The following is a 21,275-nucleotide window of genomic DNA, read 5'->3' as shown; positions in this document are numbered from 1 at the left end:
TATTATTGTTTCAGCTAACCGGTCAAGATCAGCAGATTCAATTTTACGACTGGTACTTTTTAATTTCATTCTTCCTTTCCACTTCCTCATTTACATGTTACAGGAAGCTCTTCTTAAAAATTAAAAATTGTAATTAAAAAAAATCCATATTGATGCAATGCATCTCTATGGATTTATTTTAACAATTCAGTTTCATTTTTGAAAGGGCTTTCAGTCAAAAGATAGACAAACTAACATTTTTACCCATCTTTTCTAAAGCAGACTTTAATGTATTTACAATATCCAGTTTCAGATTAAAGCTGACAGCTAGACCAGGGTTTTGATGTGCTGGATTGATTGCGGTTCCAACAAAGATATGAATGTCTGTTGCTTCTTCAAATAATAGACGTGAAATCAATGATGCGCCATCCTGCTTTGTAGACCACTGTTCATAATATGCATTATTTTGAATGTGATCTTCTGCGTATTGAGCAACACGATTCATTGTTACAACACCTTCCGTTGTTAAATCAACACCACGAATCGTAGAAACAGGTGGAATATCATGATCCGTCTTTTGCATAGATGGAATCACTTTTGTATCAAGATATTCCGCAACCATACGAGATGTTGATCCTCCACTGACAACATGAATTCCTTCTTCCGCAAAGAACATACGAATCATTGGTTCAGTATCTTCCATCTTTTTTGGAGGACCGAAAAGAACATTCACTTTCTTTTTCTGTTTAATGGAAAGAACAAATGCCGTTGCATCATCTGAAGGTTTATATTCATACAGCTGATTGCATTCCTCTACAAGCATATTAGAAAGCGTTCTCGCATCGTATCCCGCAAAATACAGACATTGCATATATGAAGCAATATCTTTCACTTGCCACGAAAGATTATATGTATTGTCAGGCCCAGCACATGGACATCCATCACTCATCGCAATAAACATATCTCCTTCTTCAAGCAATATACTGGAACTATAGATTGTTTTTTCTTCCACATGCATCTCTTGTTTTTCATAGTCAAATACTTCACCATTTCTTAGCAATATGACAGATGGATTATCATACTGAACAAGATGCATTTCTTTTCCATCTTTGACATGCAGAATTGTAAATGTAGAATACGCAACGTTGCGATCTTTCATAACAGGAAGCGTAGAGGCAATTGTACTGACGCATTCTTCTAAAGGAAGACCTTCCGCAATCATTGTAGAAATGATTTTAGATGTCAATGTAGACAAGATAGAAGCACGTACACCAGAGCCAAGTCCATCTGCAATGACCGCTGTCATATTGCCATTGCGATCATCAATGACATCAACATGATCTCCACACAGTTCTTCTCCCACATGTCGAATCGATTTCCATCCAATGTCTAGAAAGTATTTACTCATCAGAAATTGACTCCTTCAGCTTTGTTAATGCAATCTTTGTTTCAGCCGTTGTTTCTCCTAAAAGAGAAGCAATTTCCTGTACGATACGCATCTGTTTTTCAACAACGTGATCTGCAACTTCTGCCGTTTTAGCGATGACGGCAACTCTCTTTTCTCTTTCTTTCACTTCTTCTGTTACGTCTTTCATCATACAGATCAGAAAATGATTTGTTTCATCATAGGAAACTGTTGTTTCTACATAGATATGATACATAGATAAATACTGCATCTTTTCATATACATTTTCCTGTTTGTCTAAAACATCAACAAACAGATCTGGATCCAAGATCGTTGTAACCGATTCTCCAAGAATGTCTGCTTCGTTATGAATATGGAATAGTTTTTTCGCTACTGGATTGATTCTCTGTACTTCCATTCTTTCATTCAATACAAGAATGGCATTCAATGAATGATCCGTGATAATATCTGTCATATTCTCCGACTGTTTTCTTAGATATGGAAAACACATTGACATTTCAGCTTTTCCCTGATATACCGCAATCGCTTTTGCACGACACGAATCATATCCACATGCACCACAATTCAATTCATCCTCTTCTTTTTTCTTCCCCATACGTAACAAGACTTTTCTGATTTCTGCTTCCTCTGGAATAAATGTAGAATATTCCAGGTTTTCAAATTCTTTATGAATTGTATTTTCGTCTGGCTGTGCAACAACAAAATCCTTTTCCCCAGCGTATCTTTCAATCTGCAGATTTCTTTCCAGGATTTTTTCTTTTCTCTTGATCATTAAAGGTCCACCAATACAGCTGCCTTTACATGCGGACATTTCAATAAAGCAATGATGAATATTTCCATGACGAATGTCTTCTAAATATTCCATGCATTGCTCTGTTCCATCTACAGATAAATATACATACTCTGGCTGATTTTTAACCATTGTTTTCAAGATTCCACCCGCCTTTGGAAAGAGTCTTGTCTTTGACATTTCACATGCTTCAAAGTCTTTTGGAATTACAATTTGTTCTTCATTAAACCAGGCTTCTAATTCATCAAATGTCATGACTGCATCCACATCTTCCATGCACCTTTCAGCTTCATCTTTTTTAGAAATACACGGACCAATAAATACAGTCTTACATCCTGGATGTTCCTGCTTTAACTTTCTGCAATGTGCCTGCATAGGAGAAACAACCGGTGCTAAGCAATGCAATAGATCTGGATAATACTTCTGTATGAGTAAATTTACTGTATGACAGCACGAGCTGATCAGTACATCTTTCTTTTCTTCCTGTATGAGCTGTTCATATGCATTCTTGACAATCGTTGCGCCAACAGCTGTTTCTTCGCATCCCGCAAATCCAAGCTTTTTTAACGCATCTTTCATGCAGGATATTCCTGTATCAAAATATGATATAAACGATGGTGCAAGTGATACATACACTTCATTCTGTAAAAGGAATGATTTGACCAGTTCTGTTTCTGAGTAGATCCATTTTGCATTCTGTGGACAGATAACAAAACATTCCCCACAGTAAATACATGCATCTTGAATAATATGTGCCTGACCGCCAGAAAAACGGATTGCCTTTACAGGACAATGGCGAATACATTTATAGCAGTTGGTACAGTTTGCTTTTTTGAGACGAATAAATTCTGTAGCACTCATAATCTTTCACCTGGAATTATAAATTTCATATTTTTTATGATTTTCATTTTAACACAAAAAAATGACTTCCTTGATAGAAGTCATAAATCTTTCGCATTGGATAGCAAATGCATTGCTTATCCTTTTCTTTCAAACACAAATTCTTTATTTGAAGAGAGATCATCACGATATATGTATCCTAAGCGATTGAAATGTTTAATATCTTCAGGATCTTCAATGTTTTCTTCTGCCATATAGCGAACCATTTCTCCACGCGCCATTTTTGCATATGTACCTTTTGTGACCAGCTTATTACCTGCCATTTCACAAAATGTAATTGTGATGAATTGATCTTTTTCCTGCAGATATTTTTCAATACATTTTGCATATTCTTTTGATGCCAGATTAATGATAATTCCACTTTCATCAATGATTTCTTTATATAACAGATCTCTCCAGTATGCATACAGATTCTTTGTATCATTGACGGATACTTTAGCCATCATTTCTAGACGATATGGCTTTACGCCATCCATTGGCTTCAGTACACCATAGAAGGCAGAAAGAATTCTAAGATGGTTTTGAATATATGCAAACTGTTCATTTTCAAAGATGGATGGTGCCATATATTTAAAGGCAATGCCATCATACGCTAAGATTGCTGGAGTTAAATGTTCATACAAATTCATATGCTGGATTCTTTCAACATTCTCTTGCACGATAACATCATTGCATTTCCAGATAGCCTTCAATTCATCTCTTGATTTTCTTTTAAGATACGTTAAGATCTCTTCTGTTTGATGCATCAAAGATGGAAGAGAAGCTGCTTCAATACTGAATGTATCTACAACCATCTTTTTTGCGGGTGACAGTATGATTTTCATCCATTGATTTCCTTTAGCATATTTTCTGGATCATCTGCAGCCTTTACCTTGTCATTTGCTTTGACAATGATTCCATTTTCATCAATGAGATATGTTGTTCTTACAATTCCCATGTAGACTTTTCCATAGTTCTTTTTTTCTTTCCATACATCATACGCTTCAATGACTTTACGATCTGTATCGGATAGAAGTGTGAATACAAGTCCATATTTTTCTTCAAACTTTTTATGAGATGCAACGGAATCTTTACTGATTCCTAATACAACTGCATTTTTTTCTGTGAATTGCGGATATCGTTCTGAGAAACCACATGCCTGCTTTGTACATCCTGCAGTATTATCTTTTGGGTAAAAATACAGAATAACTTTCTTTCCTGCGTAGTCACTGAGTTTATGTATTTCTCCATTTTGATCTGGCAATGCGAAATCTGGTGCCTTTGTTCCTGTTTCTAACATATTTTATTTTCTCCAATCTTTCTTTTTGCATTGTACCATTAGAGTTCTACACAAAGCAAAAAAGATGCTTCAAAAAAACAGTTGTTTTATTTTTGAACAACTGTCAGTAATTTCTTTTTGATTTCACTGCATCCCACCGCAATGCTTATGATGATGCTGAATGTAATCACAGTGGAAAGGAATGGATGATTGACTGTTTTGTATACAAATCCTGCAATACGAAAACCAAAGATCATCTGTATTGCATAGATTTCCAATGTAGCCTTCGCAATCGCATTCCAACCTTTCGCTAATGGAAAGACAGGTATCATCATTGCACTTCCAATGACACATGGAATTGCATAAATATAAAACATATCTTTTAAATAGAAATGATTTACAAATGTACAGAAATACTGAATGAGTATTCCCACGATAAATAAACAGATGCCAACGGTTTTCTGGTTTGGAATTTGTTTTTTACAAAGTTCATACGTCACAAGCATCAAAGGAATGCGATGCAAAAGAATCATAATCTGATCATACTTTATAACTGTACAAATCCATACTGTTAGAATATACATTCCAAATGCAATACAGGTTTTATATGGATTGTTCCATTGATGAAATAATGGAAAGACAAGATACAACAGCATCATTGCGGGCAAGAACCATAGAAACGCTCCTCCACCCTTTTGAAAAAATTCAATGAAGAAGATCTGTCTGATGATATTTGTATATTTTCCTTGTACAAACGCATTCATCAATACAAAGAATACAAATGGCAGATAGATTGTCATAATACGATTATGAATAAATTCCTTGTAGCTGATTTCTTTTGATGCTAAAGAAACAATGGAAACAAGAAAAAATAAATCTACACCAATATACGCGGTATGGACGAAAAAGCTTTCCATCATTGTTGAGGAAAGCCTGATCCATAAATGAAATACTAGGATCAAGAAAGCTCCAGTAAGCTGCAGGAACTTCTTATTGATTGTCATTCGTCTTCTTCTCCTGGAACCATTGCATAATAGACAAGATTTTCATAGATACTGGATACTTTTTCTTCTGCTTCTGTACAGATATTCCATCGCATATTATGTTTTTCATCCAATTCTTCTACTAATGCTTCTGGATCATCTGTTTCAAATACATAGGAAACATATGGAATAGATCCAATGACTGGTGCAATCATGACACCCTTTGTAAATCCAGTGACATTTTCATCAAAGCCATTCAGCCATCCTGGTTCTACACTTTCTGCGTCCAAAGAAATTTCAGCAAGATCATCTGCAACGATTTTCTGTGCGATTTCCATAGGATCACTTTCTTCTTTTGCATGTTTCTGAAATTGATTTACAAGTTGAGAACCTAATGTATCTAAAACATCTGAAGATGCATCAGGTTTTGTTTGCGTACAGCCTGTTAACATCAGGCAGGCAAGACAGCACAATAAAAACTTTCTCATGTTACCTCCATAGTGCGCACTTCTACTGTCATTATAACGGAAACAGAAATAGAAAACAGATGTATTGATAAATTTCATTCTTTCTTAAGAAACTACATATCACTCACATTGTTTAGAGATTTCTTTTTTAAAACAATTATAATGTAAAACTAATCAATCTTTGAATTGATGTAGTAAAGGAAATAACACAATGCAATTGAATGGTTTAACATCTATACAAGCAAAACAACAAAAAGAACAAGGAAATATCAATCTGATTCCTGAACAGTCTGATCGCTCAACAAAACAGATTATTCGCTCTAATATATGTACATACTTCAACCTGATTTTTTTGATTATTTCGATTCTATTAATTCTAGCCGGTTCCTTTCGCAGCTTGACATTCTTACCGGTTGTCATTGCGAATACTGTGATTGGTATTTTCCAGCAGTTACGTTCGAAGAAAGTTCTAGATGCTTTATCTGTTTTAGATAAAACAAACTACACTGTGATAAGAGATCAAAAGGAAATCATTCTTCCTTCGGATGAACTTGTTTTAAATGACATTGTTTTTGTTAAATCTGGTCAGCAGATTCCCGCAGATGGTATTGTCATGGATGGCAAAGCTGATGTGAATGAATCTTTACTGACTGGTGAAGCAGATGAAATTGAAAAGAGTACGGGAAGTGAATTAAAATCTGGCAGTTTTGTGGTTAGTGGAGAAGTCTACATGAAATTAACAAGTGTGGGTGTTAATTCCTATGCCTGCAAACTTATGTCAAAAGCAAAAAAAGTGACAGACAACAAATCTGAAATGATTCGCGATATTGAACTGATTATTAAGATTGCTGGCATTTTGATTATTCCCATTGGACTATTGTTATTTATTCAGTCTTTCATGAATGGAAATGGATTTTCAGATTCCATTGTATCCATGGTTGGTGCAATCATTGGTATGATACCTGAAGGCATGTATCTATTAACGACAGTTGCATTAGCTCTTAGTTCTATGAGACTCGCACAGAAACAGGTACTTCTTCATGATATGCATTCTATTGAAACACTGGCAAGAGTTGATGTTCTATGCGTCGATAAAACAGGTACAATTACAGAAGACAAGATGAGTGTCATTGAAGTATTTCCACCTGTGAATCAGAATGATACATCATTCAGCACAACATTAAGCAAATATATTCATACATTAAACGATAACAACATAACAATGGAAGCACTCAAAAACTACTTCAAAGAAGAAGGAACACTTCCAGCACTACAATGCCATCCCTTCACTTCTAAAACAAAGTATTCTTCCATTCAAACAGAAACATGTGAATATAAATTAGGTGCACCAGAATATTTATTATCCAGTGAACAGTTGAATGAAAACAGTGAACGAATTTCACAAAAAACTTCTATGGGACAAAGAGTTCTTGCTTTTGTGGAATATCAAAATGGTGTTTGTACTCCCCTTTTGTTTATCGCATTAGAAAACAAGATCAGAGACAATGCAAAAGAAATCTTTGCATACTTCCATGATAGAAATGTTGAAGTAAAAGTGATTTCCGGAGACAATCCAGTAACAGTATCTAAAATAGCAATGAGTGCTGGAATTGTGAATGCGGATCAATATGTTGATGCAACAACACTCACAACGATGGAAAGCATTCAAAATGCGGTGAGTCATTATACTGTTTTTGGCAGAGTCAAACCAGAACAGAAACAACAGATTGTCAAAGCCTTACAGAATAACAAATTAAAAGTTGCGATGACAGGTGATGGTGTCAATGATATTCTCGCAATGAAGAAAGCTGACTGCTCCATTGCAATGGGAAGTGGCAGTGATGCGGCTAGACAAGCAGCACAGGTAGTTTTATTGGATTCTGACTTTTCTCATCTCAATGATATTGTTTCGGAAGGTAGACGTGACATCAACAACATTACACGTTCTGCTACCCTATTCCTGTATAAGAATATGTTTTCTTTATTCTTGGCTATTTTCTCGATCATCAATTCTTTCTCGTATCCTTTAAAACCTTCACAGATTTCATTAGTATCCATGTTTAATATTGGTATTCCATCTTTCTTTCTTGCTTTAGAAGCAAATGAAGATAAACAGTCTGGTCATTTTATTACACAGACTGTCTTACGTGCATTACCTGCATCTTTAACATCATTTGCATCCATTGCAGCACTCGTTGTATTTGCACAGATGTTCCATTTACCAGACAGTGACATTGGTACTGCAAGTACATATTTATTATCTATTGTTGGATTTATCATTCTCATTCATTTATCCAGTCCATTTAATAAATATAGAGGCATTGTATTTACATGCTGTTTAGCTGGATTCTTATTGTCATTGACATGGCTGAATGAGTTGTTTGCGATTGAAGCATTGTCTTTTAAAACTGCATCCTTATGTGTTGTGTTTGCTTTAGCAGAAGTCACTGTCATGCGCTATCTGACAAAACTATTCACAAACATTCGAAAATTCATAGAAAAGAAATGCAACAAAGCATAAGCCAGTGAATCAATCACTGGCTTTTACATACTTAGAAAATAACTGGAAGAAGCGAAGCAAGATACATACAAGAACCTCCTGATATATAATGATGTTTTGATACTTTATTTCTATACTCAATATTCCATGAAGGATGATAAAAAACAGGTATTAAAACCTGTATTTCACATAATTCTATTAGCATTTTTGAAGAGTGCACCGTTCTCATAGGGCGGTGGTGAATTCAGCGTTACTGTTAACTGATGTACTCTTCTATTCTTTTGATTTCAACCTGTTATAAAACATTATATTTTCGCATAAATAAGCCATATTCTGCACTTTATATATGATATAATATATGAGTAAAAAGGACTTATTCATGTATAGAACTGACAGGATTTATGTAACCGAAAATCATGAGCTGTATGCATATCTAGATGACTTTGCTCACAAGGCAAAGTGTCTTCATAATGCTGCATTGTTTCGCGTTCGCAATGCCTTTACTGCACACAACAAGACTGCTTTGACAGCTAACGAGAAAGAAGTTCGTGATGAACTTGCACTTCTTAAAGGTCAGAAGTCTTACTATGTGCTTGGGTATGGCATATTGCAGAGGCTTATGCGTATTACAAATAATCCTGATTTCTTTTCCGGGCTTCCCATGCAGACTGCACAGCATGTCATCAGACAGGTCTGTACAGATTTCAAAGGCTGGCTTGCCTCTTTAAAGAAATACAGGAAAGATCCTTCTGGTTATACAGGGAAACCTAAGATGCCTGGATACTGCAGGAACGATACAGCTTCTTATCTTTTTACCAATCAGGATGCTGTTATCTATGATGGGAAACTGAAGCTTCCCCGTACAAAGATTCGCATTCCTGCACGCAGAAGACATGGCAGGCTGATGGAAGTAAAAGTGAAACCTGTTTCTGGCGGATACGAACTTTTACTTGTCTATCAGGTAAAAGCTGCTTCTGTACAAAGCGGTAAACATGCAGCTGCAGTTGACTTTGGTGTAGACAACACAATGGCTGTTGTTTCAGATACGGGTAAAAGTATTCTTTTTAAAGGCAGATTCATCAAATCAGTCAATCAGTATTTCATGAAGAAAAAAGCTGAACGCATCAGTTTAATGAGCAAAGGGAAAGAAACAACAGAACGTGTGTGGTCAAAGTATCTTGACAGACTTTCTGCATACAGAACCAGCTACATCAGAGACTGCTTTCATAAAATGAGCAGGAAGCTGCTTGTCTGGTGCCAGCGCAATGACATCGGCTGTCTTGTATTAGGCTCTAATGCTTTCTGGAAACAGAACAGCAGCATCGGTGCAGTGAACAATCAGAATTTTGTCAGTATTCCTTTTGAAATGCTCAAATCCATGATTGAATTGAAAGCATGTGAGTATGGCGTTACTGTTGTCAGAAATGAAGAGTCATATACAAGTAAAGCAAGTTTCCTGGACAGCGATGATATCCCGGTTTATGTAGAAGGTGATGAAACAAAACATCATTTTTCTGGAAAACGTATTCAAAGAGGCTTATATCGTTCATCAGATGGAACTGTATTGAATGCAGATATCAATGGTGCTGCAAATATTTTAAGAAAAGCAGGCTGTGATACATCATCAGTAATATTAACAAATCTGTTGAATCCAGAAGTGTTTGCATTTGCAGATTTAAACAGGTAACTGTGTAAAAACAGTAGAGGTCGAGTGAACCGGCCATTGTGAAAACATAGTGACAGCCGTAAGGTGCATAGCTACAGATCACAAGAATCAAAATCCCTGTGGTAATACCCTTCTCTGTATGCGAAGAGTACATCACAGGGATACCACATCGGAACTACGTATCAGGTGTGGTAGTTCATAATTTTTCGTTTTATCGGAAGCAATCCGTTCTTTTCTTTCCTTCTTAAACATATACATATCACGATCAGCACGATCTTTGACTGTTAAAATATCTTCCCCTGAACAAATCGCAGAACCATACGAAACCGTTGGAATAAATTCATATTTTTCACGTTTATTTTCAAGCAGACGTAAAAATTTCTGAATACATTCCATTTCTTTCTGTCTGTTTTTTAAAAGCACACAGAATTCATCTCCACCAATACGATAACAATATCCATATTGAGCATATGCTTTTTTAATACAGTCTGCAATCTCTGCCAGACACACATCTCCTTGTAAATGTCCATATAGATCATTGACCTGTTTAAAATCATCCACATCAAATACAATAAGGATTCCACTGCAGTCGTGCATTCTATTTGTACGATTCAAATAACTGTTTTGATTCAGTAAACCTGTTAGACCATCTAATTGTGTCCACATCTCATTACAATAAATAAAATACAGTACAGAAAGCAATGTTACACATAACCATGTTACATGCAGATCTGGCAATAGAACCTGTATGGTCGTTTCTGCAGCCAGAAACACAATCAAAGGATAAATCAATGCTTTACTGCGGTTTTGAAATTGCTTTGACATTTTTATTGTTGATAAAGACAAATATAAAATTGCCGCAAAATACGCAATCACATAAATACAGAAGAAAGGTCCACGTGCATAAACATTATCAGCACTGACAGAAAACACTAATCCATAGGGAATCGATGCTGCTAATAGTATTAAATACCCTGTTTGAAAAATCATTGCCAGTTTCATGTCTTTTTCAACAATGGTTTTCTTATCTAATACATATACAAGACAAATGGAAACTGCTGGTGATAATCCAAAGCCTAAATAATTCGATACAATATTTACCCAGCGATATTTCTCTGCAGTTCCATCGACAACTAATGTAATGACTTCTAAGATTGAAATTGCCGCAATCAATGCAAAAGCAAAGAAAAAGCCTCTCTTCTGCTTCTTATCCAATGCTTCACTTAGATTTGTAAGAATACACATAAAGCAAAGAACAAAAAGATCAATTGTTGTTAAGACATAAAAATATCCATTCATTACTCAATTTTCCATTCTTTTCGTTAATAATACTACAATATTTCATAAAATATGGCATTATTATATCCAATTTATAATTTTAATGATTTGTTATTGCTATATTTTAAAAATGTCGTATGATTAATCGGTAACCTTACAATAGAGGAGCAATGGACAAGAGTATATCTGTTGAGAAAAGTCATTTCCATGAAGCAGATAGAAAGGGAAAATTGCCGAAACCGGAGAACATGACAAATTCTTCGAGTTGGTACATAACAGAACATGCTATGTACTCTCACTGATATCACAGTGGAGGAGCTATTGATTGAATTTTTATAAAAAAAATTCGAGTGATAGCGGAAAGCTGTCACTTTTTTTTGCCTCATCGAATTGTAAGGATCAGGAGGATATATGATTGCATTTTTAGACTGGTTAAATGGTATTCTTTGGGGAGTACCGCTCATCGCCTTAATGATTATTACAGGCTTGTACTTTACAATTCGTTCAGGTTTCTTTCAGTTCCGTCACTTTGGCTGGATTTTAAAACATACAGTTGGAACACTTGCTAATAAGGGACAAAAAGTATCTGCTGATAAAAAAGTGATTTCCCCTTTTGAAGCAATCTGTACTGCAGTTGGTGGTACTGTTGGATTTGGCAACATTGCTGGTGTAGCAACCGCTGTAGCAAGTGGTGGTCCTGGTGCTGTTTTGTGGATGTGGCTGACTTCATTTTTAGGATTGATTCTAAAACAGGTCGAAGTTACACTTGGCTGTTATTACCGTGAAACAAATGACAATGGCGAAAAATTTGGTGGTCCTACTTACTACATGCAGAAAGGACTTGGTGAACAGCGTCATTGGGGAAACAAATGGAAAATCCTTGCGGTGATTTTCGGTATTGGTATTTTCTCAACATTCTTTATTACATCTAGTAATCTAACTGCTTCTGAAGTTGTTGCAGGTGCATTTAACTTCAATGGTATTACAGTATCTGGCTATTTCATTGATGGCAGAATCGTTGTTGGTGCCCTTCTTTGTTTAGCTACATATATTATCACTGCTGGTGGTACAAAAGGTGTTGCTTCCATCTTCAGTAAGCTTGTTCCTTTCATGAGTATTGCATATATCATCATGGGAATCTTGATGATCATTGTAAATATCAATGCTGTTCCAAATGCATTATCTATGATTTTCACAAATGCATTTACTGGTACTGCTGCTGTTGGTGGATTTGCTGGTGCAGCTGTATCTAAAATTATTCAGACAGGTATGGCACGTTCCGTATATTCTAACGAAGCTGGTTGGGGTACTTCTCCAATGATTCATTCTTCTGCGGATACACCTCACCCAATTGAACAAGGTTTATGGGGATCATTTGAAGTATTCTTCGATACATTTATCGTTTGTTCGATCACTGCTCTATCTGTTATCTTAAGTGGTACATGGGCAGATGGTGCTACTGGTGGCGCATTGGCATTGAGTGCTTTCAATCAAAGCTTTGGAACAGTTGGAAGTATATTGCTGGCAATTATCATGGTTATTTTCACAATTACTACTTCTGGTGGATGGTTTACATATTATCTTGCAATTCTTGAACATATTAATATGAAGAAAACTCGTTTTTCTGAATTATTAATTAAAGCATTCTACGCTGTACGTTCCCTTCCTGGATTATTATGGACAATCTATCTTGTACATGCACAGAATACAGGATTTATCTGGACAGTTGTAGATATTACTTCTGCAATCCCTACATTTGTTAACGTCTTTGTTATCTTGCTTTTATCCAATGAATATTTTAGACTTTTAAAAGACTATAAGGCTAGATATATGGGAATTGGCGAAGTTGATGATAATACAGTCTTATTCTACGAAGACAAGAAAGTTGAGGACTAATCATGGATTTATTTTATAACGGTAACGTTTTTACTGGAGATAGCTTTGTTGAAGCATTTGTAGTAGATGGCAATCATTTTGTTGCGACTGGAAGAAGTGAAGAACTGCTTGAAAAGTATTCTTATGCGACAAAGCATAACTTAAACAATAAATTTGTTTGTGCTGGCTTCAATGATTCACATATGCATGTACTAAATGATGGCTATTCATTAGAAACAATCCAGTTGGCAGATCATACTTCTTCTTTAAAAGAAATGAAAGAATATATTGCTGAAGAAGTTAAAAATCGTCAAATCAAAGAAGGACAATGGATACGCGCAAGAGGATGGAATCACGATTTCTTTACAGATGTGAATCGTTTCCCTACACGCTATGATCTTGATGAAATTTCTCAAACAAATCCAATCTGTATTGTTAGAGCTTGTGGACATGCTTGTGTTGTAAACTCTAAAGCATTAGAAATGATTGGCATTGATAAGAATACAAAACAAGTGGATGGTGGAAGATTCGATGTTGATGAAAATGGTGAGCCATTAGGTATTTTCCGTGAAAATGCATTGGATCTTGTTTATGCAAAACTACCTCAGCCTACACGCGAAGATTTAAAGAAGATGTTGATTCTAGCAATGAAGCAGTTGAATTCTTTTGGTGTTACTTCTGCCCAGACAGATGACTTTGTTGTGTTCCACGGTTTAGACTATCATGAAATCATTCAAGCTTATGAAGAATTAAAAGAAGAAGGTAGAATGACTGTGCGTATCAACCAGCAGAATCATTTTACAAACCTTAAAAGCTTGAAAGAATTTGTTGAAGAAGGTCATTATACTGGCTTAGGCGATGAATTCTTTAGATTTGGACCATTAAAGATGTTAGGTGACGGTTCTCTTGGTGCACGTACAGCATTTATGAGTACCCCATATGCAGATGACCCTTCTACATGTGGTATTCCTGTATACTCTCAGGAAACATTTGATGAAATGATTGGCTATGCACATAACCATAACATGCAGGTAGCAATCCACTCTATTGGTGATGGTATCTTGGATCGTATCATGAATGCGATTGAAAAAGCGCAGAATGAAAATCCAAGAGAAGACGCTCGTCATGGTATTATCCATTGTCAGATTACCCGTCCAGATCAGTTAGATCGTATGGCTAAGTTAAATCTGCATTGTTATGCTCAGACAATCTTCCTGGATTACGATATCAAGATCGTTGAAGATAGAGTTGGCAAAGAAAAAGCTGCTTCCAGCTATAACTTCAAAACACTCATGAAGAAAGGTGTTCATGTATCCAATGGTTCTGACTGCCCTGTTGAACTGCCTAACGTATTAGGTGGAATGCAGTGTGCAATTACGCGTTCTACATTAAAAGAACATATTGGTCCATACCTTCCTGAAGAAGCATTTACAGTCAAAGAAGCAATTTTATCTTTCACAACAGAAGCTGCACGTGCTTCCTTTGAAGAAAAAATCAAAGGCAAGATTGAAAAAGGCATGCTCGCTGACTTTGTCATCTTAGATGAAAATCTATTTGAAGTAGATCCATATCACATCAATGATGTAAAAATTCTACAGACATGGATGAATGGTAAACAAGTATATTAATGAAGAATCCCAAATGCTTTGGGATTCTTTTTTTAGAGTATCAAAAAAACTATGACACAATCTGACACTGATATGATCAGATGTATCATAGTTTTTATTCTTTTAGTTTTTGCTTTCTTTCATAGAAGCAATCGCAAAGCTTCTAGATTCTAGTACTTTCAATAAAGCATTGGCAGTATCTAGAGAAGTCATACAGCTGATATTATTTTCTGCAGAAACTCTTCTGATCAAGAATCCATCCTGATTTGTCTTACGGTCATGATTGTGGTTTGTATTGATAACAAACGCAACCTTGCCTTCCTGAATCAGATTCAATACGTTATCTTCTACATCTTCACTGATTTTCTTTGTCTGATGTACATAAAGACCATTTTCTTTCAAGAATCCAGCTGTACCTTCCGTTGCATATAAACCATATCCAATACGATAGAATCTTCTAGCAATATCTAGAATATCTTTCTTATCTTCATCCGCAACTGTCAGTAATACAGTACCATATTGTGGAATCTTTACACCACTTGCTATAAGTGCCTTATACAATGCTTTCTCTAAAGAATCATCACAGCCAAGTGCTTCACCTGTGGATTTCATTTCCGGTCCTAAGACCGTATCTACAGATCTCAATTTTGCAAATGAGAATACTGGGGCTTTGACATATACCTGTGTTGTATCTTCCTTCATATATCCAGGTGTAATATTCTGATCAAGTAAAGACTGACCTAAAATACATTTTGTTGCGATATTACACATGCCAATACCTGTAATCTTAGATAAGAATGGGACTGTTCTCGAAGATCTTGGGTTTACTTCCAGAACATAGACTTTCTCATTTTTATCTACAATAAACTGAATGTTATACAATCCGACAAACTTGAAGCCTTTTCCAATACGTATTGCATAGTCAATGATCGTATCTTTAACTTTCTTAGAGATTGTCTGTGTTGGATATACTGAAATAGAGTCACCAGAATGGATACCTGCTCTTTCAATATGTTCCATCACGCCAGGAATGAATACATTTTCTCCATCCGCAATTGCATCAATTTCTAATTCTTTTCCTAATACATAACGGTCAACAAGAATTGGAGAATCATGAGAGATTTCTTTGACTGCAGTTGCCATATACACTTTCAATTCATCATCGTTGTGTACAATTTCCATTGCTCTGCCACCTAATACATAGCTTGGTCTTACAAGTACTGGATAAGAAATCTTATTTGCAATTTCAAGCGCTTTTTCAACAGTGACTGCTGTTTCTCCTTCTGGCTGAGGAATGCCTAGTACATTCAACATGTTTTCAAATTCATGTCGATCCTCTGCCTTATTGATTCCTTCTAAAGATGTACCTAGAATCTTTACACCATGTTCAACTAGACCTGAAGCAAGATTGATTGCAGTCTGTCCACCAAACTGTACAATGACACCTTCTGGCTGTTCTAGATCTACAACATGCATCACATCTTCCACAGTCAATGGTTCAAAGTATAACTTGTCAGAAATAGAGAAGTCTGTAGATACCGTTTCTGGGTTATTGTTGATGATAATTGCTTCATATCCACACTGCTTTAGAGTCTTGACTGTATGTACTGTTGTATAGTCAAATTCAACACCCTGTCCAATACGAATTGGTCCAGAACCAAGTACAATAATTTTCTTTCGATCTGTTCGAATAGATTCATTTTCTTTTTCATATGTGGAATAGAAATATGGTGTTAAAGAAGTAAATTCACCAGCACAGGTATCTACCATCTTATAGACAGGAATCATGTTTTCCTTCTGTTCCATTTCATACAGATCCATTTCCTTCATATTCCAGTTTCTTGCGATATATTTATCCGAGAAACCATTTCTTTTTAATTGATATAGAACTTCTACATCCTTTGGATGTTCTTTCATTTTCTTTTCTAGATCAATTATTCTCTGGATATGCTTCAGGAAGAAATAATCAATATTTGTCAGTGTATGAATTTCGTCCATGGAATATCCCATACGCAGCCATTGTGCAATCGTAAAGATTCTTTCATCATCTCTATCTTTGATCTTCTGATACAATTCTTCTTTAGAATATGCATAGAATTCTTTCTTTTCTAGATGATCAACTTTTACTTCCAAAGATCTGACAGACTTTAAGAATGATTCTTCAAAAGTTCTGCCAATTGACATAACTTCTCCTGTTGCTTTCATCTGTGTGCCTAATTGTCTATCTGCATTTGGGAACTTGTCAAATGGAAGTCTTGGGAACTTTGTTACAACATAGTCAAGTGCTGGCTCAAAGCATGCATAGCTTGTACCTGTGATTGGGTTTTTGATTTCATCCAGTGTTAATCCTGCAGCAAGTTTAGCACTGATAGAAGCAATTGGATAGCCTGTTGCCTTAGATGCCAATGCAGAAGATCTAGATACACGTGGATTGACTTCAATAACATAGTACTTGAAGCTGTTTGGATCTAATGCAAGCTGTACATTACATCCACCACAGATACCTAATGCACGGATGATCTTCAAAGATGCGTTTCTTAGCATCTGGTTTTCTCTATCTGTAAGTGTCTGTACTGGTGCTACGACAATACTGTCTCCTGTATGAATACCGACAGGATCTACGTTTTCCATATTACAGATCACAATTGCATTATTTTTTCTATCTCTCATGACTTCGTATTCGATTTCTTTATAGCCTGCAATAGACTGTTCAATCAAACACTGGTGTACAGGAGACATCTTCAAACCTGTTTCTGTAATATGTCGCAATTCCTCTTCATTATGGGCAAAGCCACCACCTGTACCACCTAATGTGTATGCTGGACGTACGACTAGTGGATAGCCTTCACTTTTCGCAAATGCGATTGCCTGATCCACTGTATGTACAATTGCACTTTCAGGTACTGGTTCATGTAATTCATTCATCAAAGATCTGAATAAGTCTCTATCTTCTGCCTTATTGATGGCAGTGATATCTGTACCAAGGATTTCTACTCCAAATTCATCAAGAATTCCATCTTTATGCAATTCAACAACAAGATTTAAACCTGTCTGTCCACCAAGAGAACCTAAGATAGCATCTGGTCTTTCCTTGAAGATAACTCGTTTTGCGAATTCTACTGTTAATGGTTCAATGTATACTTTGTCAGCAATCGCAGCATCTGTCATGATTGTCGCTGGATTAGAGTTGATCAGGATAACTTCATATCCCTCTTCACGTAATGACTGACAGGCTTGTGAACCGGCATAGTCAAATTCTGCAGCTTGTCCAATCACAATTGGTCCACTGCCAATAACCATAATTTTATGAATATCTGTACGTCTAGGCATGTGCATTCTCCTTATCCATCATTTCAATAAATTTATCAAATAAATATGTACTGTCTTGTGGTCCAGCATTTGCTTCTGGATGATACTGTACCGCAAAGCATGGGTATTTTGTATGTCTAACGCCTTCACAACTGCCATCATTCAATGCTCTATGAGACATCACCAGATCTGTTCCTTCTAGACTGTCAATATCTACCGCAAAGCCATGGTTTTGAGAAGTGATTTCTGTTCTGCCTGTTTCTAGATTTACTACTGGATGGTTTGCGCCACGATGACCAAACTTCAGCTTATATGTTTCTGCACCTTGTGATAAGGCAATCAGCTGACATCCAAGACAGATACCAAATACAACTGTATGAGGAATCAGTTTTTTAATTGTTTCAATGACTTCAGGAAGATCTTCTGGATCACCAGGACCATTACTTAACATGACACCATCTGGATTGAAGCTCATGATTTCTTCAAAGCTTGTGTTGTATGGCACAACAACAAGATCACAATCACGCTTTGCCAATTCTCTTTGAATTGAAAGCTTGACACCAAAATCCATCATGACTACTTTCTTGCCTCTTCCAGGAATTGGATACATGGAACGTGTAGATACTCTTTCTACCTGATCATGCAGGAAACTTTCCTTCTTTAACTGCTCTACTAAAGATGGAATTTCTTCTTCTGTGTCACAGAAAGAAGCTTTTAATGTTCCCATAGAACGGATCTTCTTTGTGATTGCACGTGTATCCACACCAAAGATGCCTGGTATTTTCTTATCTTTCATATACGCATCCAAAGTCATCTCTTCTCTGAAATTGCTTGGAAATGGACAATAGTCTCTCATAACAAAGCCAAATACTGCAGGAACAAGACTTTCATTATCATCACGGTTGATACCGTAGTTTCCAATCAAAGGATATGTCATCATAACAATCTGACCACAATAAGAGTTATCTGTCAGAATTTCCTGATATCCAGTCATGGAAGTATTAAATACTAACTCACCTGTACTGTAACAATTGCTGCCTAATGCCTCTCCTTCATAAAAAGAGCCATCTTCTAAAACGAGATACCTTTTCATTTGCTTCTTCCTCCTTGTAAAAAAAAGACAGTTCCACAAGTATGAACTGTCAAATAAAATTTAAAAATGTAAAAAGAACGTTACGAGAACAATTTAGATACTTAGTTAAAGTAGAATTCATCATAGCCGTCCTCCTGCTTATCGTCAAATATAGTAACAGTCTCTTCCGTTTTCTGCAACAAAAATTTTCACAAGAAAACAATATTTCATTTTTATTTCATCAATAAAAACTTAAAATTCATGATAAATAAGGAATTTATCAGAGATATTGATATTTCAATTTATTTATTCCATTGTTCGGCCTGTTCATTGACAATGCGCAATGCATTCAATGTTCTTGGATATCCCATGAATGGTACACAGTTAGAAATGACCTTAATCAGAAATTCCTTATCATTTCCCAAGCCAAAGTTTGCCTGTGTATGACCAGCTAATTGTACTTCACAGCCACCCTGTGCATACAGGAAACAGAACGTAATCATTTCTCTTGTTGCATAGTCTAATCCATTTCTTGTATATACATCACCAAAGCAGTTTTCTACCAGCCATTTATTGATATGTTTTGATTCTTTTGGACCCCTTTGACCATTTCCACGCATGTGTTCACCAAAGATATCGATCTGGCACTGCTCACCCTTCTCATAGCGATTATTGACTGTTGTTGTAGATTGTGAAGGTAATGGAAGTGTATATCCCATTTCTTCTAGAATTTCATTGCTTGCCTTCAAGAATGGATATGTTCTTCCCATGCCTAGATAATCCACTGCCTGATAAATGATTTCTTTAATTTCAACAGGTGTAACGTTAAAACGCAGAGCTGCTTTCATCATACAACGGAATGCATCAATAGATGATGATCCGATTAATACCGCAAGGATTGCAATAAAACGTGTACGATCATCTAGCTGTTGTCCTTCTTCATTCACAACTTCATCAAAAGCAAAGTTATTAAAATAATCAAAGAATTCTGGATCTGTTTTCGCTAGATCATTTTCTTCATTTTTAAACATTTTTTCATAATACTGTTTTGCTTTTTCACTCATTGTCATAGTTAGATCTCCTGATATATAACACTGATATGTTTTTTTGATTCATTCATTTTCTTTACTAGATACAATCACATACCTCGAAAGCATCATAATAGAATACATATGTAAAAGCAATAAATTTATTGTGTAAGTATTTTATGTTTTACTTTCTTAACCATATCAGGATCTAACTTATTCAAAAACGATTCAAAATCAATTTGTGATTTGGCTTTGATTTCTTTGAGTTTTTTGGCATCCGCAATTTTTCTTTTTGCTTCACTTTCAGGATATCCACCACCAAATGGTTCTGAAAATAATGCTTGGATTGTTTCCTCTAAATTCTTTTCACCTGTATATGTATACTCTTCTCCAAGAGGTAAAGATACTGCATTTCCGTTATTGATCTGTGCAAATAAAAATGCATCTTTCGCCGTAGGAACATACCCACATAAAACACCAGGCATACTATTACATGCAAGCATCATCCCTTGTCCTGAAGAACATCCAGTCACAACAAAATCAACTGTATGACTATTTATCAGCATTCCAATCAGCAGCGCAATCTCAACATAAGTGAAATTTTCATCTTCATCTACAAAACATCCAAAATTAACAACTTCTGCATCTTTTGCATATTTCTTTGTATATGTATAAAGCATCTCATTTTTTGATGCTTGTGAACTTGCCTGTACAACTGCTATCTTCATTTCTATTTCTCCAATAAATCACTTATTCATAAGAAATTCTAAAATAATCTAAATATCGTTTATATTGATCCTGCGCTGTTAAGCATGTATCTCTTAGATATCCTCTTTCTTTATTCCATTCCTTTAATCCACGGTAATAGTACATCTTCAGTGACTCGTCAATAATGAATGGAACAATATTATATTTCAGACATTCTTTAAACATGATGAGTCTGCCTACACGACCATTTCCATCTTGAAATGAATGAATGCGTTCAAACTTCACATGAAAATCTAAAATATCATCAAACGTTTTATCTTTCATAATTAACCATCAGATTCACTATTGAGCAAAAATAGGAAAAGCAGCATTCAAAGCATTCGTAATCTGTCTGCGGGTCATTGGATGAGATTTAAAAATATATTTGGC

The 21,275-nt window shown here is 35.8% G+C and carries 16 protein-coding genes and 1 riboswitch; of the genes, 4 read left to right on the top strand and 12 right to left on the bottom strand.

From position 1 onward, the window contains the following. Positions 1-214: 214 nt before the first annotated feature. The 6 genes from ACTND6_RS07895 to ACTND6_RS07870 form a co-directional block, all read right to left on the bottom strand. On the bottom strand, positions 215-1,387 hold the full coding sequence (locus ACTND6_RS07895) for a SpoIIE family protein phosphatase (RefSeq protein ID WP_441023418.1): 1,173 nt from the start codon (positions 1,385-1,387) through the stop codon (positions 215-217). After that, positions 1,380-3,056 (bottom strand): [Fe-Fe] hydrogenase large subunit C-terminal domain-containing protein, encoded by a 1,677-nt coding sequence (locus ACTND6_RS07890; protein ID WP_441023420.1) that lies wholly within the window; start codon positions 3,054-3,056, stop codon positions 1,380-1,382. The genes ACTND6_RS07895 and ACTND6_RS07890 overlap by 8 nt, the downstream gene beginning before the upstream one ends. Positions 3,057-3,172: 116 nt before the next feature. Then, positions 3,173-3,919, bottom strand: coding sequence for a peroxide stress protein YaaA (yaaA, locus tag ACTND6_RS07885; RefSeq protein ID WP_441023421.1), 747 nt, complete (start codon positions 3,917-3,919; stop codon positions 3,173-3,175). Next, entirely contained in the window at positions 3,916-4,374 is a 459-nt protein-coding gene (gene bcp, locus ACTND6_RS07880) for a thioredoxin-dependent thiol peroxidase (RefSeq protein WP_441023423.1), read from the bottom strand. Before bcp ends, yaaA begins: the two co-directional genes overlap by 4 nt. An 86-nt stretch (positions 4,375-4,460) precedes the next feature. Then, entirely contained in the window at positions 4,461-5,357 is an 897-nt protein-coding gene (locus ACTND6_RS07875) for an acyltransferase family protein (RefSeq protein WP_441023425.1), read from the bottom strand. Then, positions 5,354-5,824 (bottom strand): hypothetical protein, encoded by a 471-nt coding sequence (locus ACTND6_RS07870; RefSeq protein WP_441023427.1) that lies wholly within the window; start codon positions 5,822-5,824, stop codon positions 5,354-5,356. The genes ACTND6_RS07875 and ACTND6_RS07870 overlap by 4 nt, the downstream gene beginning before the upstream one ends. 190 nt (positions 5,825-6,014) lie before the next feature. On the opposite strand from ACTND6_RS07870, the gene ACTND6_RS07865 reads away from it, so the two are divergent. Both ACTND6_RS07865 and ACTND6_RS07860 read left to right on the top strand, forming a co-directional pair. After that, positions 6,015-8,324 carry an HAD-IC family P-type ATPase gene (locus ACTND6_RS07865; RefSeq protein WP_441023429.1) on the top strand — a complete coding sequence of 770 codons (2,310 nt, stop codon included), beginning with the start codon at positions 6,015-6,017 and terminating at the stop codon, positions 8,322-8,324. 337 nt (positions 8,325-8,661) lie between these two features. Beyond that, entirely contained in the window at positions 8,662-9,990 is a 1,329-nt protein-coding gene (locus ACTND6_RS07860) for an RNA-guided endonuclease InsQ/TnpB family protein (protein WP_441023431.1), read from the top strand. 132 nt (positions 9,991-10,122) lie between these two features. Here ACTND6_RS07860 and ACTND6_RS07855 read toward each other — a convergent pair whose 3' ends face one another. After that, a complete protein-coding gene (locus tag ACTND6_RS07855) occupies positions 10,123-11,268 on the bottom strand; it encodes a GGDEF domain-containing protein (RefSeq protein WP_441023433.1) in 1,146 nt (381 codons plus the stop codon). Positions 11,269-11,399: 131 nt separating this feature from the next. Beyond that, positions 11,400-11,576, top strand: a riboswitch (Lysine riboswitch). A gap of 82 nt (positions 11,577-11,658) precedes the next feature. On the opposite strand from ACTND6_RS07855, the gene ACTND6_RS07850 reads away from it, so the two are divergent. Continuing rightward, entirely contained in the window at positions 11,659-13,143 is a 1,485-nt protein-coding gene (locus ACTND6_RS07850) for an alanine/glycine:cation symporter family protein (RefSeq protein WP_441023435.1), read from the top strand. 2 nt (positions 13,144-13,145) lie between these two features. Beyond that, entirely contained in the window at positions 13,146-14,750 is a 1,605-nt protein-coding gene (locus tag ACTND6_RS07845; protein ID WP_441023437.1) for an amidohydrolase, read from the top strand. A 102-nt stretch (positions 14,751-14,852) separates the two neighbouring features. Here ACTND6_RS07845 and carB read toward each other — a convergent pair whose 3' ends face one another. The 5 genes from carB to ACTND6_RS07820 all read right to left on the bottom strand — a co-directional run bounded on the left by carB (position 14,853) and on the right by ACTND6_RS07820 (position 21,170). Beyond that, a complete protein-coding gene (carB, locus tag ACTND6_RS07840; RefSeq protein ID WP_441023440.1) occupies positions 14,853-18,059 on the bottom strand; it encodes a carbamoyl-phosphate synthase large subunit in 3,207 nt (1,068 codons plus the stop codon). Next, on the bottom strand, positions 18,052-19,131 hold the full coding sequence (locus ACTND6_RS07835) for a carbamoyl phosphate synthase small subunit (RefSeq protein ID WP_441023442.1): 1,080 nt from the start codon (positions 19,129-19,131) through the stop codon (positions 18,052-18,054). The genes carB and ACTND6_RS07835 overlap by 8 nt, the downstream gene beginning before the upstream one ends. Positions 19,132-19,412: 281 nt before the next feature. Then, positions 19,413-20,180 carry a carboxymuconolactone decarboxylase family protein gene (locus ACTND6_RS07830; protein ID WP_441023445.1) on the bottom strand — a complete coding sequence of 256 codons (768 nt, stop codon included), beginning with the start codon at positions 20,178-20,180 and terminating at the stop codon, positions 19,413-19,415. A gap of 119 nt (positions 20,181-20,299) precedes the next feature. Beyond that, positions 20,300-20,866: an RpiB/LacA/LacB family sugar-phosphate isomerase gene (locus tag ACTND6_RS07825; protein ID WP_441023446.1), complete on the bottom strand. Its 567-nt coding sequence runs from the start codon at positions 20,864-20,866 to the stop codon at positions 20,300-20,302. 22 nt (positions 20,867-20,888) lie between these two features. After that, on the bottom strand, positions 20,889-21,170 hold the full coding sequence (locus ACTND6_RS07820; RefSeq protein WP_441023448.1) for a Fic family protein: 282 nt from the start codon (positions 21,168-21,170) through the stop codon (positions 20,889-20,891). Between the last annotated feature and the right edge of the window lie 105 nt (positions 21,171-21,275).

The sequence above is a fragment of the Bulleidia sp. HCP3S3_C9 genome, assembly GCF_052064035.1.
Taxonomy (GTDB): domain Bacteria; phylum Bacillota_I; class Bacilli_A; order Erysipelotrichales; family Erysipelotrichaceae; genus Bulleidia.
This window is presented reverse-complemented; position numbering and strand designations above follow the sequence as displayed.